This is a genomic window from Streptomyces sp. NPDC042638 (genome assembly GCF_040647235.1).
GTDB lineage: Bacteria > Actinomycetota > Actinomycetes > Streptomycetales > Streptomycetaceae > Streptomyces > Streptomyces rameus.
This window is the reverse complement of sequence record NZ_JBEZBT010000002.1, coordinates 276,232-290,338: the sequence shown is the minus strand read 5'-3', so window position 1 is coordinate 290,338 and position 14,107 is coordinate 276,232. Positions and strand designations below refer to the sequence as shown.

The 14,107-nt window shown below is 74.9% G+C and carries 13 protein-coding genes, 2 pseudogenes and 1 riboswitch; of the genes and pseudogenes, 12 read left to right on the top strand and 3 right to left on the bottom strand.

All coding sequences use genetic code 11. From position 1 onward, the window contains the following. Together AB0B40_RS02940 and AB0B40_RS02935 are read right to left on the bottom strand one after the other, a co-directional pair. A partial coding sequence (locus AB0B40_RS02940; RefSeq protein WP_362262375.1) for a hypothetical protein occupies nt 1–232 on the bottom strand: 232 nt, incomplete at its 3' end. A gap of 4 nt (nt 233–236) precedes the next feature. Beyond that, entirely contained in the window at nt 237–914 is a 678-nt protein-coding gene (locus tag AB0B40_RS02935; protein ID WP_362262372.1) for a class II aldolase/adducin family protein, read from the bottom strand. Between the two features lie 542 nt (nt 915–1,456). On the opposite strand from AB0B40_RS02935, the gene AB0B40_RS02930 reads away from it, so the two are divergent. The 9 genes from AB0B40_RS02930 to AB0B40_RS02890 all read left to right on the top strand — a co-directional run bounded on the left by AB0B40_RS02930 (nt 1,457) and on the right by AB0B40_RS02890 (nt 10,908). Next, nucleotides 1,457–2,146 (top strand): lysozyme, encoded by a 690-nt coding sequence (locus AB0B40_RS02930; protein ID WP_345057617.1) that lies wholly within the window; start codon nt 1,457–1,459, stop codon nt 2,144–2,146. A 143-nt stretch (nt 2,147–2,289) separates the two neighbouring features. Further along, complete coding sequence (locus tag AB0B40_RS02925; protein WP_345057613.1) at nt 2,290–3,534, top strand: inorganic phosphate transporter; 1,245 nt, start codon at nt 2,290–2,292, stop codon at nt 3,532–3,534. A gap of 34 nt (nt 3,535–3,568) precedes the next feature. Then, nucleotides 3,569–3,796, top strand: coding sequence for a hypothetical protein (locus AB0B40_RS02920; protein ID WP_345057611.1), 228 nt, complete (start codon nt 3,569–3,571; stop codon nt 3,794–3,796). Nucleotides 3,797–3,998: 202 nt separating this feature from the next. Beyond that, nucleotides 3,999–4,141: riboswitch (cobalamin riboswitch) on the top strand. Nucleotides 4,142–4,238: 97 nt separating this feature from the next. Beyond that, nucleotides 4,239–5,183 (top strand): cobalamin biosynthesis protein, encoded by a 945-nt coding sequence (locus AB0B40_RS02915; RefSeq protein ID WP_362262368.1) that lies wholly within the window; start codon nt 4,239–4,241, stop codon nt 5,181–5,183. Further along, the gene (locus tag AB0B40_RS02910; RefSeq protein WP_362262365.1) at nt 5,180–6,688 is read left to right on the top strand and encodes a cobyric acid synthase; all 1,509 of its coding nucleotides are present in this window, start codon (nt 5,180–5,182) and stop codon (nt 6,686–6,688) included. The genes AB0B40_RS02915 and AB0B40_RS02910 overlap by 4 nt, the downstream gene beginning before the upstream one ends. Continuing rightward, complete coding sequence (locus tag AB0B40_RS02905; protein WP_362262362.1) at nt 6,685–6,918, top strand: hypothetical protein; 234 nt, start codon at nt 6,685–6,687, stop codon at nt 6,916–6,918. Before AB0B40_RS02910 ends, AB0B40_RS02905 begins: the two co-directional genes overlap by 4 nt. After that, complete coding sequence (locus tag AB0B40_RS02900; RefSeq protein WP_362262359.1) at nt 6,915–8,966, top strand: putative cobaltochelatase; 2,052 nt, start codon at nt 6,915–6,917, stop codon at nt 8,964–8,966. The genes AB0B40_RS02905 and AB0B40_RS02900 overlap by 4 nt, the downstream gene beginning before the upstream one ends. Beyond that, nucleotides 8,966–9,565: a cob(I)yrinic acid a,c-diamide adenosyltransferase gene (gene cobO / locus AB0B40_RS02895; RefSeq protein ID WP_345050953.1), complete on the top strand. Its 600-nt coding sequence runs from the start codon at nt 8,966–8,968 to the stop codon at nt 9,563–9,565. Before AB0B40_RS02900 ends, cobO begins: the two co-directional genes overlap by 1 nt. Then, complete coding sequence (locus AB0B40_RS02890; protein WP_345050951.1) at nt 9,565–10,908, top strand: cobyrinate a,c-diamide synthase; 1,344 nt, start codon at nt 9,565–9,567, stop codon at nt 10,906–10,908. The genes cobO and AB0B40_RS02890 overlap by 1 nt, the downstream gene beginning before the upstream one ends. A 14-nt stretch (nt 10,909–10,922) precedes the next feature. On the opposite strand, the gene AB0B40_RS02885 is transcribed toward AB0B40_RS02890, so the two are convergent. Continuing rightward, entirely contained in the window at nt 10,923–11,654 is a 732-nt protein-coding gene (locus AB0B40_RS02885) for a ZIP family metal transporter (protein ID WP_362262356.1), read from the bottom strand. A gap of 287 nt (nt 11,655–11,941) precedes the next feature. On the opposite strand from AB0B40_RS02885, the pseudogene AB0B40_RS02880 reads away from it, so the two are divergent. The 3 genes and pseudogenes from AB0B40_RS02880 to AB0B40_RS02870 form a co-directional block, all read left to right on the top strand. Beyond that, nucleotides 11,942–12,301, top strand: a pseudogene (locus AB0B40_RS02880) (cobalamin biosynthesis protein); the annotation flags it as partial. A gap of 145 nt (nt 12,302–12,446) precedes the next feature. Further along, nucleotides 12,447–13,541, top strand: a complete 1,095-nt coding sequence (gene cobC, locus AB0B40_RS02875) for an Rv2231c family pyridoxal phosphate-dependent protein CobC (RefSeq protein ID WP_362262353.1) — start codon at nt 12,447–12,449, stop codon at nt 13,539–13,541. A gap of 312 nt (nt 13,542–13,853) precedes the next feature. Continuing rightward, nucleotides 13,854–14,107: pseudogene (locus tag AB0B40_RS02870) on the top strand (hypothetical protein); the annotation flags it as partial.

The window sequence follows — 14,107 nt, the reverse complement described above, 5'->3', positions numbered from 1 at the left end:
GCCGGCGGCCGAGCGCCGCGAGCCCCACCGGAGCCCGGCGGCCGAGCGCCGCGAGCCCCACCGGAGCCCGGCGGCCGAGCGCCGCGAGCGGTACCGGGACACGGCGGCGCGGGCCGGCGGGTGGAGTCGGGAGCCGGCGGGTCAGGGCGTCCGGGAGCGCGGTGGAGCGCAGCGAGCGACGGGAGCGGAGCAAGGGGCGCAAGAGGTTGCGGGGCAGGGCGTTGCTCGGCAAGGGGTCACCTCCGTTGGCCGTACCCCTTCAAGCGTTCCCCGGCCTCCGTCACTTGTGCCTCGGTGAGCAGGGTCGGTGTCAGGCCCGGCACGGAGGACGCCGTCAGCCACAGCCGGCACATCCACTCCAGCTGGGCGGTGCGGTCGTACGCCTGGTCGAGCGTGGCGCCGTAGGTGATCGTGCCGTGGTTCTGCAGCAGGCAACCGGTGCGGCCGGTGAGGGCGCGGAGCATGTTCTCGGCCAGTTCGCCGGTGCCGTAGGCGGCGTAGGGGGCGACCCGGACGGGGCCGCCCAGGGCGGCGGCCATGTAGTGGACGGGCGGCAGCTCGGGCACGAGCGTGGAGACCGCCGTCGCGTGCACGGCGTGGGTGTGGACCACGGCGCGGGCGTCGGTGGTGCGGTAGACCGCGAGGTGCATGGGCAGCTCGCTGGTCGGCACGAGGGTGCCGAGCACCTGGCGTCCGGTGAGGTCGACGCCGGTGAGGTCGGCGGGGGTGAGCCGGTCGTAGGGGACACCCGAAGGAGTGACCAGCACGAGGTCGCCGGTGCGGGCGGAGACGTTGCCCGAGGTGCCGGCCACCAGCCCCTCGGCGACGGTCCGGCGCGCCGTGTCGACCAGGTCCGCCCACAGGCGTGCCACGTCCTGCCGCCCGTCCGCCGTGCTCCGCCGCGGTTCAGCCATGCGGTGATCCTGCCAGCCGGACCGGCGCGGAGCGGCCGGAGGGACGCACCGGCGCGGAAGCCGTGCGGCCGAAAGAGCGCATTTCGTGGCGAAACGCCTGAATTCGACGCGGATCCCGTGATCGACGGGCCTTCAATGATCCCTCGTGCCCACTGGACGACCGCTGCCGCCCGCCGGTGCGGGGCGCCCGTCGTCCGACACCCACGGGGGAGCGCATGGCTCGTGAACACACCTCTGTCCGTCACCGCGCCGGTGTCCTCGCGACGGCCACGGCGGCGGCCCTCGCCCTGACGGGCACCGCGTCGGCGTCGACCCAACCGTCGCTGTCGGACCGCAGCCCGGTGGCCGCGGGGTCGCTGCGGCAGGCGGCACCCGTGGAGCCGGCCGGGTTTCTGACGCCGGGCGGACCGCTGAGGCCCGGAACGGCGGAGCCGGGCGGACCGCTGACGCCGGCCGGTCCCGGCGATCGGGGCGGACCGCTGACGCCGGCCGGTCCCGGCGATCCGGTAGGACCGCTGTCGCCGGTCGGGCCCGTGGAGCCGATCGGATCCCTGATGCCGGCCGGGTCGCCGGCGTTCGCCTCGGGCCGGGCCAAGGCACCCAAGGGGCATGACGTCTCCTCCCACCAGAAGCGCGTGAACTGGACCGCCGCCCGGGCGAACGGTGCGCGGTTCGTCTACATCAAGGCGACCGAGTCCACGAACTACCGCAACCCCTATTTCTCCGGGCAGTACACCGGCGCACGCAACGCCGGACTGCTCCGGGGCGCGTACCACTTCGCCCTCCCGGACCGGTCCTCCGGCGCCAAGCAGGCCGCGTACTTCGTACGGCACGGCGGCGGCTGGCGGGCGGACGGCTGGACGCTGCCGCCCGCGCTCGACATCGAGTACAACCCGTACAACACCTCGCGAAAGTGCTACGGGCTGGGCAAGGCGCGGATGGTGGGGTGGATCCGGTCGTTCAGCGACGAGATCAAGCGGGAGACCGGCCGCCGTCCGGTGATCTACACCACGACCCAGTGGTGGAAGCTGTGCACCGGCAACAGCCGAGCGTTCTCTCAGAGCCACCCGCTGTGGATCGCCCGGCACGGCACCTCGCGGCCGGGAGCGCTGCCCGGCGGCTGGCGGTACTGGACGTTCTGGCAGTACGACACCCGGGGCGCGCTGCCGGGTGACCAGAATCTCTTCAACGGGTCGTTGAGCCGGCTGCGGATCTTCGCGCGGGGCCGGTAGCCAAGGGGCGTCTGGCCCGACGGAGCGAAACGGAACCCGGACCCCGCGTCAGAGACACCACTACGCCCGCCTCAGTTCATCTTCCGTTCACCCAGGTTGCCTACGGTCATCGCGCCAACGACCTCGAACGATTGCCTGGGTAAATGGAAAGCTTCTCGCTGATCCTCGCGATTGTGGTGGTAACCGCTCTCGCGTTTGATTTCACGAACGGTTTCCACGACACCGCGAATGCGATGGCCACCACCATCTCCACAGGCGCCCTGAAGCCCAAGATCGCGGTGGCCATGTCCGCCGTACTCAATCTTGTGGGCGCCTTCCTCTCCGTGGAGGTCGCGAACACGATCTCCAAGGGTCTCGTCGACGAGACCGGCATCCGTCCCGAGGTCATCTTCGCCGCCCTGGTCGGCGCGATCCTCTGGAACCTGCTGACCTGGCTGGTGGGCCTTCCCTCCAGTTCCTCGCACGCCCTGATGGGCGGCCTGGTCGGCGCCACCGTCGCCTCCGCCGGCTTCGGCGCCGTGCACGGTGAGGTCCTGGTCACCAAGGTGCTGCTGCCGGCGGTGGCCGCGCCGCTCGTGGCGGGCCTCGCCTCGATGCTGGCCACCCGCTTCTCCTACGGCATCGGCGACAAGGCCGAGGGCGACGCCACCCGCAAGGGCTACCGCGCCGGCCAGATCGCCTCCGCCGGCCTGGTCTCGCTCGCGCACGGCACCAACGACGCCCAGAAGACGATGGGCATCATCACCCTCGCCCTGATCGCGGGCGGCGCGATCGCCCCCGGCTCGAACCCTCCCACCTGGGTGATCCTCTCCGCGGGCCTGGCCATCGCGCTCGGCACCTACATCGGCGGCTGGCGCATCATCCGCACCATGGGCACAGGCCTGACCGACCTGGAGCCGCGCCAGGGCTTCGCCGCCCAGACGAGCGCCGCGACCGCCATCCTGGCCTCCTCCCACCTCGGTTTCTCCCTCTCCACCACCCATGTCGTCTCCGGCTCGGTGATGGGCGCGGGCCTCGGCCGCAAGGGCGGTGTGGTCCGCTGGTCCACCGCGACCCGCATGATCGTCGCCTGGGTGCTCACCCTCCCGGCCGCCGCGCTGGTCGGCGCGGGCGCCGAGTCCGTCACCGGCCTGGGCGACTGGGGTACCGCCGTGGTCGCCGTCCTCCTGGTCGCCGCGAGCGCCACGATCTGGAAGATCTCCCGCCGCGAGGTCGTGGACCACACCAGCGTCGTCGCCGAGACCACGGAACCGGCCGGTGTGGTCACCACCGCCATCGCCGCCGTCATCCCGCCGCCCGCGGGCACGGTAACCGAGGACCTGACGGCCACGATCCCCGCCCCGGCCGCCGAGCCGGCTCCCGCCACCCCGCCGGCCGCCACGGTCTGACCCCGAGCACCCGGTTACTGAAGGAAGCAACCCCATGAAGATCGACTGGGCGGCCATCGGCTCCGTCTTCGGCGTCAGCCTCGTGTTCACGGTGGGCCTGGTGGCCCTGTTCACCCTCGGTGTCAACGGTCTGGCCCGGCGCGAGAGGGCCACGGCCCAGGGCGGCTCCGCCGGCCTCGCCGTCACCGGCGCCTACGTCTGCTTCGCGGCCTGCGCGGCGGCCGTGGCCTACGGCATCTACCTGATCGTGGCCAAGGCCTGACCCACCCCCCAGGGCCTGACCCGGACCGGCCCGCCCCCAGGGCGTGACCCGGACCGCCCACGCCCAGCGGGCCACGCCCTGCCCGAGCACCCCCGAGGCTCCCCTCCGGCCCGTTACGGAGGGGAGCCTCAGGCATGCCCGCACGCCCCGGGATGTGGGGATCGGCACACTCTCCCCACGCAGGTCAACGGCAGGTTGACGGCCGTTCCGGGCGCGTGGTGGACTGCCCAGGCCATGTACGGCGGCAGGAGAGGAAGCCGGTGCGATTCCGGCGCGGTCCCGCCACTGTCACCGGGGAAGAACCCCCGGGAGCCAGGAACTCTCACCGCCGATTCACGTCGAACCAGGGCGCGGACACCCTGAGTGAGGACACAGATCGCCATGCCCGGCTGCCCAAGGACCCCTTCCAGGACCGCTCCTGTGCCCACGGCCGGCTGAGCCGGTGGGTGCCGATCGCACGTACGCGTACGGTGCCGCCGCCGGCGTCCTCGGCGACCTGCTCCTCGGCGATCCGCGCCGCGGGCACCCGGTCGCCGCCTTCGGCCGGGCGGCCGGAGCCGTGGAAGGCGCCCTGTGGCACGACCACCGCGGCTGGGGCGCCCTGCACACCACCGTGTGCGCCGGCGGCGCCGCCGCGCTCGGCGCGCTGGCCGTACGCGCCGTACGCCCCTCCCCCGCCGCATCCCTCGCGCTGACCGCCGTCGCCACCTGGGCCGTCGTCGGCGGCACCTCGCTGGCCCGGGAGGCCCGCACCGTCGGCCGCGCCCTGGAGGCCGGCGACATCGAGGCGGCCCGGGCCCGGCTGCCCCATCTGTGCGGCCGGGACCCTCAGACGCTGGACGCCGACGGCATCGCCCGGGCCGTGGTCGAGTCGGTCGCCGAGAACACCTCCGACGCCGTCGTCGGCGCCCTGGTCTGGGGCGCCGTGGCCGGGGTGCCGGGGCTCCTCGGGTTCCGTGCGGTCAACACCCTGGACGCCATGGTGGGCCACAAGTCACCCCGCCACCGCCGCTACGGCTGGGCCTCCGCCCGCCTCGACGACGTCGCCGGCTGGCCGGGGGCCCGGCTGACCGCCGTACTCGCCGCCGCGGCCGGACCCGACCCCCGGGGCGCCCTGCGCGCCTGGAGGGCCGACGCGCACAGGCACCCGAGCCCCAACGCCGGTCCGGTGGAGGCGTCCTTCGCCGGTGCCCTCGGCGTCCGGCTGGGCGGGACGCTCTCCTACGGCGGGCGGGTCGAACACCGCCCCGTGCTCAACGGCGCCACCGGACGGCCCGTCCGGGCCGCCGACATCGACCGGGCCGTACGGCTCTCCCGCCGCGTCGGCCTGCTCGCGCTCGGCGCCACGGTCGCCGCGCGCGCACTGTGGAAGGGACGCGGGAAGTGAACGGTGGTCTCCTCGTCGCCGGCACCACCTCCGACGCCGGCAAGAGCGTCGTGACGGCCGGTATCTGCCGCTGGCTGGTACGCCAGGGCGTGAAGGTGGCGCCGTTCAAGGCGCAGAACATGTCCCTCAACTCGTTCGTCACCCGGGAGGGCGCGGAGATCGGCCGCGCCCAGGCCATGCAGGCACAGGCCTGCCGGATCGAGCCGACCACGCTGATGAACCCGGTGCTGCTCAAGCCCGGCGGCGAGCAGAGCAGCCAGGTCGTGCTGCTGGGCAAGCCGGTGGGCGAGCTGAGCGCGCGCGGGTACCACGGCGGGCGCCAGCAGCGGCTGCTCGGCACGGTGCTGGACTGCCTGGCCGAGTTGCGGGGCACGTATGACGCGGTGATCTGCGAGGGGGCGGGAAGTCCGGCCGAGATCAACCTGCGGCGGACCGACATCGTCAACATGGGCGTCGCCCGGGGCGCGCGGCTGCCCGTGCTCGTGGTCGGCGACATCGACCGCGGGGGTGTCTTCGCCTCCTTCTTCGGGACCCTCGCCCTGCTCTCGCCCGAGGACCAGGAGCTGGTCGCCGGGTTCCTGGTGAACAAGTTCCGGGGCGATGTCGGCCTGCTGGAGCCCGGGCTGGACATGCTGCACGGCCTCACCGGGCGGCACACCTACGGCGTGCTGCCGTTCCGGCACGGGCTCGGCATCGACGAGGAGGACGGGCTGCGCATCTCGCTGCGCGGCACCGTCCGCGAGTCCACCGTCGCTCCCCCGGTCGGCGAGGACGTGCTGCGGGTCGCCGTGTGCGCGATCCCGCTCATGTCCAACTTCACGGACGTGGACGCGCTGGCCGCCGAACCGGGGGTCGTGGTCCGGTTCGTGGACCGCCCGGAGGAACTGGCCGACGCCGACCTCGTGGTGATCCCGGGCACGCGCGGCACCGTACGGGCGCTTCGGTGGCTGCGGGAGCGGGGGCTCGCGGACGCGCTCGTGCGCCGGGCCGCCGAGGGACGCCCCGTCCTCGGCATCTGCGGCGGCTTCCAGATCCTCGGCGAGCACATCGAGGACGAGGTCGAGTCCCGCGCCGGGGAGGTCACCGGGCTCGGGCTGCTCCCCGTGCGGGTGCGCTTCGCCCGCGAGAAGACGCTGACCCGGCCGGCCGGGGAAGCCCTCGGCGAGCCGGTCGACGGCTACGAGATCCACCACGGGGTCGCCGAAGTGACCGGCGGCGAGCCCTTCCTGGACGGCTGCCGGGTCGGTCAGACCTGGGGCACCCACTGGCACGGCTCGCTGGAGTCGGACGGCTTCCGGCGGGCCTTCCTGCGCGAGGTGGCCGCCGCCACGGGCCGCCGTTTCGTCCCCGCGCCGGACACCTCCTTCGCCGCGCTGCGCGAGGAACAGCTCGACCGGCTCGGCGACCTGATCGAGCAGCATGCGGACACGGACGCGCTGTGGCGGCTCATCGAGTCGGGCGCGCCGCGCGGGCTGCCCTTCATCCCGCCGGGAGCGCCCGCATGAGCGCGGCGCCGGCGGTGGCCGACGGGGGGCCGGCGTCGGGCCGGGCCTCCGGGGCCGGCCACCGCACCGGCGGCCCCGCCCGGGTGACATCCGGCCCCCGGACGCTGCCGGGAGGCACCCGGCGGCTGCCGGAGGCGGCGGACCGCGGGCCGCGGACGGGGCCGGACGCGCTGGGGCGCCCGCGCGCCACCTATCTGGAACCGGAAGGCGACATGGAGGGCGAACAGTGACAACCCCCTTTCCGTTCACGGCCGTTGTCGGCCAGGACGACCTGCGGCTCGCGCTGCTGCTGAACGCCGTGTCGCCGGCGGTCGGCGGTGTGCTGGTGCGCGGTGAGAAGGGCACCGCGAAGTCCACGGCGGTACGGGCGCTGTCGGCGCTGCTGCCGCCGGTGGCCGTCGTGCCCGGGTGCCGGTTCTCGTGTGATCCGGCAGCCCCCGATCCGGCGTGCCCGGACGGCCCGCACGAGGCCGGCGGCGGCGGCGAGCGGCCCGCGCGGATGGTCGAGCTGCCCGTCGGCGCATCCGAGGACCGGCTCGTCGGCGCCCTGGACATCGAGCGGGCGCTCGCCGAGGGCGTGAAGGCGTTCGAGCCGGGCCTGCTGGCCGACGCGCACCGCGGCATCCTGTACGTCGACGAGGTCAACCTCCTCCACGACCACTTGGTGGACCTGCTGCTCGACGCGGCGGCGATGGGTGCCTCGTACGTGGAGCGCGAGGGCGTGTCCGTTCGGCATGCCGCCCGCTTCCTGCTCGTGGGCACCATGAACCCCGAAGAGGGCGAGCTGCGCCCGCAGTTGCTGGACCGGTTCGGTCTGACGGTGGAGGTGGCCGCCTCCCGCGAGCCCGACCAGCGCGTGGAGGTCGTCAGGCGGCGGCTGGCCTACGACGCCGACCCGGAAGGCTTCGCGGCGCGCTGGGCCGCCGAGGAGGCGGCCGTGCGGCAGCGCGTCGCCGCGGCGCGGGAGCTGCTGCCGCGGGTGCGGCTGGGCGACGGTGCCCTGCGGCAGATAGCGGCGACCTGTGCGGCCTTCGAGGTGGACGGCATGCGCGCCGACATCGTGATGGCGCGGACCGCCACCGCGCTGGCCGCGTGGGCCGGGCGGACCGACGTGCTCGCCGAGGACGTGCGGCAGGCGGCCCTGCTGGCGCTGCCGCACCGGCGGCGCCGGAACCCGTTCGACGCCCCGGGGCTGGACGAGGACAGGCTGGACGAGACGCTGGAGGAGTTCTCCGGCGAAGACGAAGGCGAAGGCGAACCCGACGACGACCCCGAGCCCGACGGGCCGGGCGGCGGGGACGGCGGACCCGGCCGCGGGGACGGGCCCGGTGGCGGCGGTGGGCAGCCGGCGCCGGACAGCGGTCCGCAGGGTGACGGGGCCGGCGCCGCGCGGCCCGAGGCCGGTGAGGGCGGGCAGCCGCGGCCGTCCGGTGCGCAGGAGCAGTCGGCCGTACGGGCCTGCGAGCCCTTCCGGGCCAAGGTGCTGAGCGTGCCCGGGCTCGGCGAGGGCGCCGCCGGGCGGCGGTCGCGGGCGCGGACCGAGCACGGGCGGACGACCGGGGCCCGGCGGCCCGGGGGCGCGCTGACCAAGCTGCACCTGGCCGCCACGGTGCAGGCCGCCGCCCCGCACCAGCGGGCGCGCGGGAGGTCCGGGCCCGGGCTGGTGATCCGCCGGGACGATCTGCGGCAGGCGACCCGGGAGGGGCGCGAGGGCAACCTCGTGCTGTTCGTGGTGGACGCCTCGGGGTCGATGGCGGCGCGGCAGCGGATGGGCGCCGTCAAGGGTGCCGTGCTGTCGCTGCTGCTCGACGCCTACCAGCGGCGGGACAAGGTCGGTCTGGTGACCTTCCGGGGAGCGGGGGCGGACGTGGCGCTGCCGCCGACGTCCTCCGTGGACGCCGCCGCCGCGCGGCTGGAGTCGCTGCCGACCGGGGGCCGTACGCCGCTGGCCGCCGGGCTGCTGAAGGCGCACGAGGTGCTGCGGGTGGAGCGGCTGCGGGACCCGGCGCGGCGGGCGCTGGTCGTGGTGGTGACCGACGGACGGGCCACGGGCGGTCCGGAGCCGGTCGCCCTGGCCGGACGTGCGGCGCGGCTGTTCGCGGCCGGGCACCTCGCCTCGGTGGTGGTGGACTGCGAGTCGGGGCCCGTGCGGCTGGGGCTCGCCGGGCAGCTCGCGGGTGAGCTGGGCGGTACGGCCGTGACGCTGGACGAGTTGCGGGCCGACTCGATCGCCGGGCTGGTCAGGGATGTGCAGGGGACGTCGAGGAGGGCCGCGTAATGCCGCAGGGACAGCCGGGTGTCGTACCGCAGGACGGTCTGACGACACGTCAGCGACGGAATCGTCCGCTGGTCATGGTGCACACGGGAGTCGGCAAGGGCAAGTCCACCGCCGCGTTCGGGCTCGCGCTGCGCGCCTGGAACCAGGGGTGGCCCATCGGGGTGTTCCAGTTCGTCAAGTCGGCGAAGTGGAAGGTCGGGGAGGAGAACGCCCTGCGTGTGCTCGGCGCCTCCGGCGAGGGCGGCACCGTCGACTGGCACAAGATGGGCGAGGGCTGGTCCTGGGTCCAGCGGGACGCCCAGCTGGACAACGAGGAGAAGGCCCGCGAGGGCTGGGAGCAGGTCAAGCGGGACCTGGCCGCCGAGAGGTACCGGCTGTACGTGCTGGACGAGTTCGCGTACCCGCTGCACTGGGGCTGGGTCGACACCGACGAGGTCGTCGACGTGCTGCGGAACCGTCCGGGTACCCAGCATGTCGTGATCACCGGTCGCAACGCGCCGGAGAAGCTGGTGGACTTCGCCGACCTCGTCACCGACATGTCCAAGGTCAAGCACCCCATGGACGCGGGTCAGAAGGGCCAGAAGGGCATCGAGTGGTGATGTCGTCGGTGCCCCGGCTGGTCATCGCCGCGCCCTCCTCGGGGAGCGGCAAGACCACCGTGGCCACGGGGCTGATGGCCGCGTTCGCCGCGCGGGGGCTGGCCGTGTCCCCGCACAAGGCCGGGCCGGACTACATCGACCCCGGGTACCACGCCCTCGCGACCGGGCGGACGGGGCGCAACCTGGACGCGTATCTGTGCGGGCCCGAGCTGGTCGCTCCGCTGTTCCTGCACGGTGCGCGGGGCTGCGACCTGGCCGTGGTCGAGGGCGTGATGGGGCTGTACGACGGGGCCGCCGGGCAGGGTGAGCTGGCGTCCACCGCCCAGGTCGCCAAGCTGCTGCGCGCGCCGGTCGTGCTCGTCGTGGACGCCTCCTCGCAGTCCCGGTCGGTGGCCGCGCTGGTGCACGGGTTCGTCTCCTGGGATCCGGAGGTGCGGGTCGGCGGCGTGATCCTGAACAAGGTGGGGTCGGACCGGCACGAGGAGATGCTGCGGGAGGCCCTGGACGCGACGGGGGTGCCGGTTCTCGGTGTGCTGCGGCGGGCCGCTCAGGTGGAGACACCGTCGCGGCACCTGGGGCTCGTCCCGGTCGCCGAGCGGCGTGCCGACGCCGTGGCCGCGGTGGCGGCCATGGCCGCGCAGGTCGAGCGGGGGTGCGATCTCGAAGCCCTGCTCGGGCTGGCACGGACCGCGGGAGCGTTGGCATGCGCTCCCTGGGAGCCGCCGCCCGGCACCGCGGCGCACAGGCGCACGGTGGTCGCCGTGGCCGGCGGACCGGCGTTCACCTTCTCCTACGCCGAACACACCGAGCTGCTGGCCGCCGCCGGCGCGGACGTGGTCGGCTTCGACCCGCTGCGGGACGAGCGGCTGCCCGAGGGTACGGCCGGGGTGGTCGTCGGAGGCGGCTTTCCCGAGGTGTACGCCAGTGAGCTGTCGGCCAACGAGCCGCTGCGCAAGGCCGTCGCGGAGCTCGCGCTGTCCGGCGCCCCCGTCGCCGCCGAGTGCGCCGGACTGCTCTATCTGTGCCGCGAGTTGGACGGGCGGCCCATGTGCGGCGTACTGGACGCCACCGCGCGGATGGGCGAGCGGCTGACGCTCGGCTACCGGGACGCCGTGGCCGTCGGCGACAGTGTGCTGGCGGCGGCCGGAACGCGGATGCGGGGACACGAGTTCCATCGCACGGTCGTCGAACCGGGCGCCGGTGCCGCTCCCGCCTGGGGTGTGCGCGCCCCGGTCCCGCGGGTCGAGGGTTTCGTCCAGCGGGGTGTGCACGCGAGCTATCTGCACACGCACTGGGCGTCCCGGCCCGATGTCGCCCGGCGGTTCGTGGAGAGGTGCCGGTGAGGGCGGGCGCGCGGTCAGCCGGAGATGCCGACCACCAGCCAGATGAACGCGGCTCCGGCCACCGTGCACAGCAGGGTGGAGCGGGCCGGGTGCTCGTGGTGGGCCTCGGGCAGGATCTCGGCGGCGGCGAGGTAGAGCAGTACGCCGCCGAAGAGGCCGAGATAGCCGCCGAGCACCGGTCCGGGGATGTGGAGGAAGGCCGTGGACAGCGCGCCCAGCACGGGTGCGCAGGCGTCGGCGACCAGCATCCCGACGGCCCGGCGGCGCGCGTTGCCGTACAGGCTGGTGACGGTGAAGGTGTTGAAGCCGTCGGCGAAGTCGTGGGCGATCACGGCGAGCGCGACGGCCGTACCCATGCCGCCGTCCACCTGGAAGGCCGCGCCGATCGCCACGCCGTCCATGGCGCTGTGGCCCACCATCGCGCCGGCCGCCGCGAGTCCCACCTCGGGCGCTCGGTGGCCCTCCCCCTCGGCGCCGCCGTGCGCCGCCTGGCGCGCGGCCAGGGTGCGCTCCACGAGGTGGGCCAGCAGGAAGCCGGTCACGAAGAGCAGCAGGGCGGCGGGTACGCCGAAGATCTCCCGGTGGGCCGCGTGCAGCGCCTCCGGCAGCAGGTCGAGGCCGACCACACCCAGCATCAGCCCGCCGGCCAGACCGAGGACCAGATGGCGGCGGTCGGTCACGCGCTGTGCCGTCCAGCCGCCGGCCAGCGTCATCAGGAACGCGCCGAGCGCGACGAAGACCGCCATAGGCCCTTGGTATCCGATGGACCGGCGTTCGCGCATGTCCGACAGCCGTTCACGTGCCGACTCGCACCGGCCGGAGAGGACCGCTTCCCATGGCCGACGCCTTGGCAGACGGGATGACCCGGGCCGGTGCCGGGCCCGGAGCGGACGTTGCGGCCCCGGGGAACGGCACGCCGGAGCAGCGGGACCGCTGCCGGGAGACCGGCGTCACGGCCGGGGCCGTCCCGGGCGTGTCGCACCCGTACCGTGCCGGTGACGTGCCCGGGTGCCGGCCGTCGCCGGTCGGGGCGCTGGTGGTCGGGGTCGGCGCGTCGAGGGGGGCGCCGGCCGGGGACGTCGTCGAGCTGGTGGAGGCGGCACTGCGGGAGGCGGGAGTCCCGGTGCGGTCGGTCGCCGAGCTGGCCACCGTGGACACCAAGGCGGCGGAGCCCGGCATCGTGGCCGCCGCCGAGCGGCTCGGGGTGCCGCTGGTGACGTACTCCGCGCAGCAGCTGTCGGCCGTGGCGGTGCCGAACCCGTCCGCCGCGCCGCTCGCCTCCGTCGGCACGTCCTCGGTCGCCGAGGCGGCTGCCCTGCTGGGCGGCGGTGACCTCCTCGTCCCCAAGCGGAAGTCGGGGAGGGTGACCTGTGCCGTGGTACGGCGGCCGGGGACACGGCCGGCCCGCGCCGTCACGGCCGAGGACGACGCCGTCACGGGCGGGGACGACGCCGTCACGGCCGAGGACGACCTGGTGAAGGCGCACACCGCGGCCACCGTCACGGGCACCACCATCACGAGGGGGCACTCGCACAGCCATGGGCACTGAGGAGACCGGCGGGGCCGGGCACGATCTGCGGCATCACGGGGATGCCGAAGTGCGGGACGACGGTGCGGCGTTGGTCGACCTCGCCGTCAACGTCCGCGCGGACACGCCCCCGCCGTGGCTGCGGGAGGAGATCGCGGGTTCGCTGTCGGCCCTGGCGGCCTACCCGGACGGGCGGGCCGCGCGGGCGGCGGTGGCGGCGCGGCACGGCCTGCCGGTGGAGCGGGTCCTGCTGACGGCGGGCGCCGCGGAGGCGTTCGTGCTGCTCGCACGCGCCCTGAAGGTACGTCAGCCGGTCGTGGTGCACCCCCAGTTCACGGAGCCGGAGGCCGCGCTGCGGGACGCCGGGCACACCGTGGAACGGGTGCTGTTGCGGGCGGAGGACGGGTTCCGGCTGGGCCCGGCGGCCGTGCCGGAGGCGGCCGACCTGGTGGTGATCGGAAACCCCACCAATCCGACGTCGGTGCTGCATCCGGCGGAGTCGATCGTCCGACTGGCCCGGCCGGGAAGGACGTTGGTGGTGGACGAGGCGTTCATGGACGCCGTGCCGGGTGAGCGGGAGGCGCTGGCCGGGCGGACCGATGTGCCGGGTCTGGTCGTGCTGCGCAGCCTCACCAAGACCTGGGGGCTGGCCGGCCTGCGCATCGGCTACGCGCTGGCGGCGCCCGACGTGATCGCCGAGCTGGAGCGGGCGCAGCCGCTGTGGCCGGTGTCGACACCGGCCCTGGCCGCGGGGCGGGCGTGTGTGGCGCCGCGGGCGCTGGCCGAGGCGGGGCACGCGGCGTATCGCATCGCCGCGGACCGGGCGCACCTGGTGTCGGGGCTGGCGGCTTTCGCCGCGCGTGGAGTCCGGGTGGTGGAGCCTGCGGAGGGGCCGTTCGTGCTGGTGGAGATACCGGACGCGAGCGGTGTACGGCGACGGTTGCGGGACCTCGGCTATGCGGTGCGGCGGGGTGACACGTTTCCGGGGCTCGGTGCGGAGTGGGTACGGATCGCTGTACGGGACCGGGGCACGGTGAACCGGTTCCTGAAGGCGCTGTCGGCCGCACTGGATCCGCCCGCCCACCCACGCGACTCGCTCGACTGAGACCCAGCCCCCAGGCCGACCCCCGCCCGGGAGCCCAGGCCCCCGGCACCCCGCTGGCCGCAAACCCGCCCTGCCCGGGCCGCCGGGACGAAGACCGATCGCCCGGTGCGGGCCCGCGGCACGCCGGAGCGCAAGCGGGCCCCGCCGTTCGAACCCGTGCCACCGCCGCGACGAATACCCCCTTCGGGCCCATGACACCGCCCGCGCGAACGCCACCGACCCGGGCCGTACCACCACCCGGCCAGCAAACGGCACCCCGTCCTGGCCCGTGCCACAACTCGGGCGCCGGCCGCATGGGACGGCCGGACCGGCGTGCTCGCCGAGGAGGTGCGGCAGGCGGCACTGCGCCGCCAGCTGTCCCGGACCGATGCCACGACCGACCGGAGACCGGCCCCCGTCCCGGCCCGAGTCGCCACCCGACCGCAAGCCCCCCGACCCGGGCCGTACCACCACCCGGCCAGCAAACGGCACCCCGTCCTGGCCCGTGCCACAACTCGGGCGCCGGCCGCGTGGGACGGCCGGACCGGCGTGCTCGCCGAGGAGGTGCGGCAGGCGGCACTGCGCCG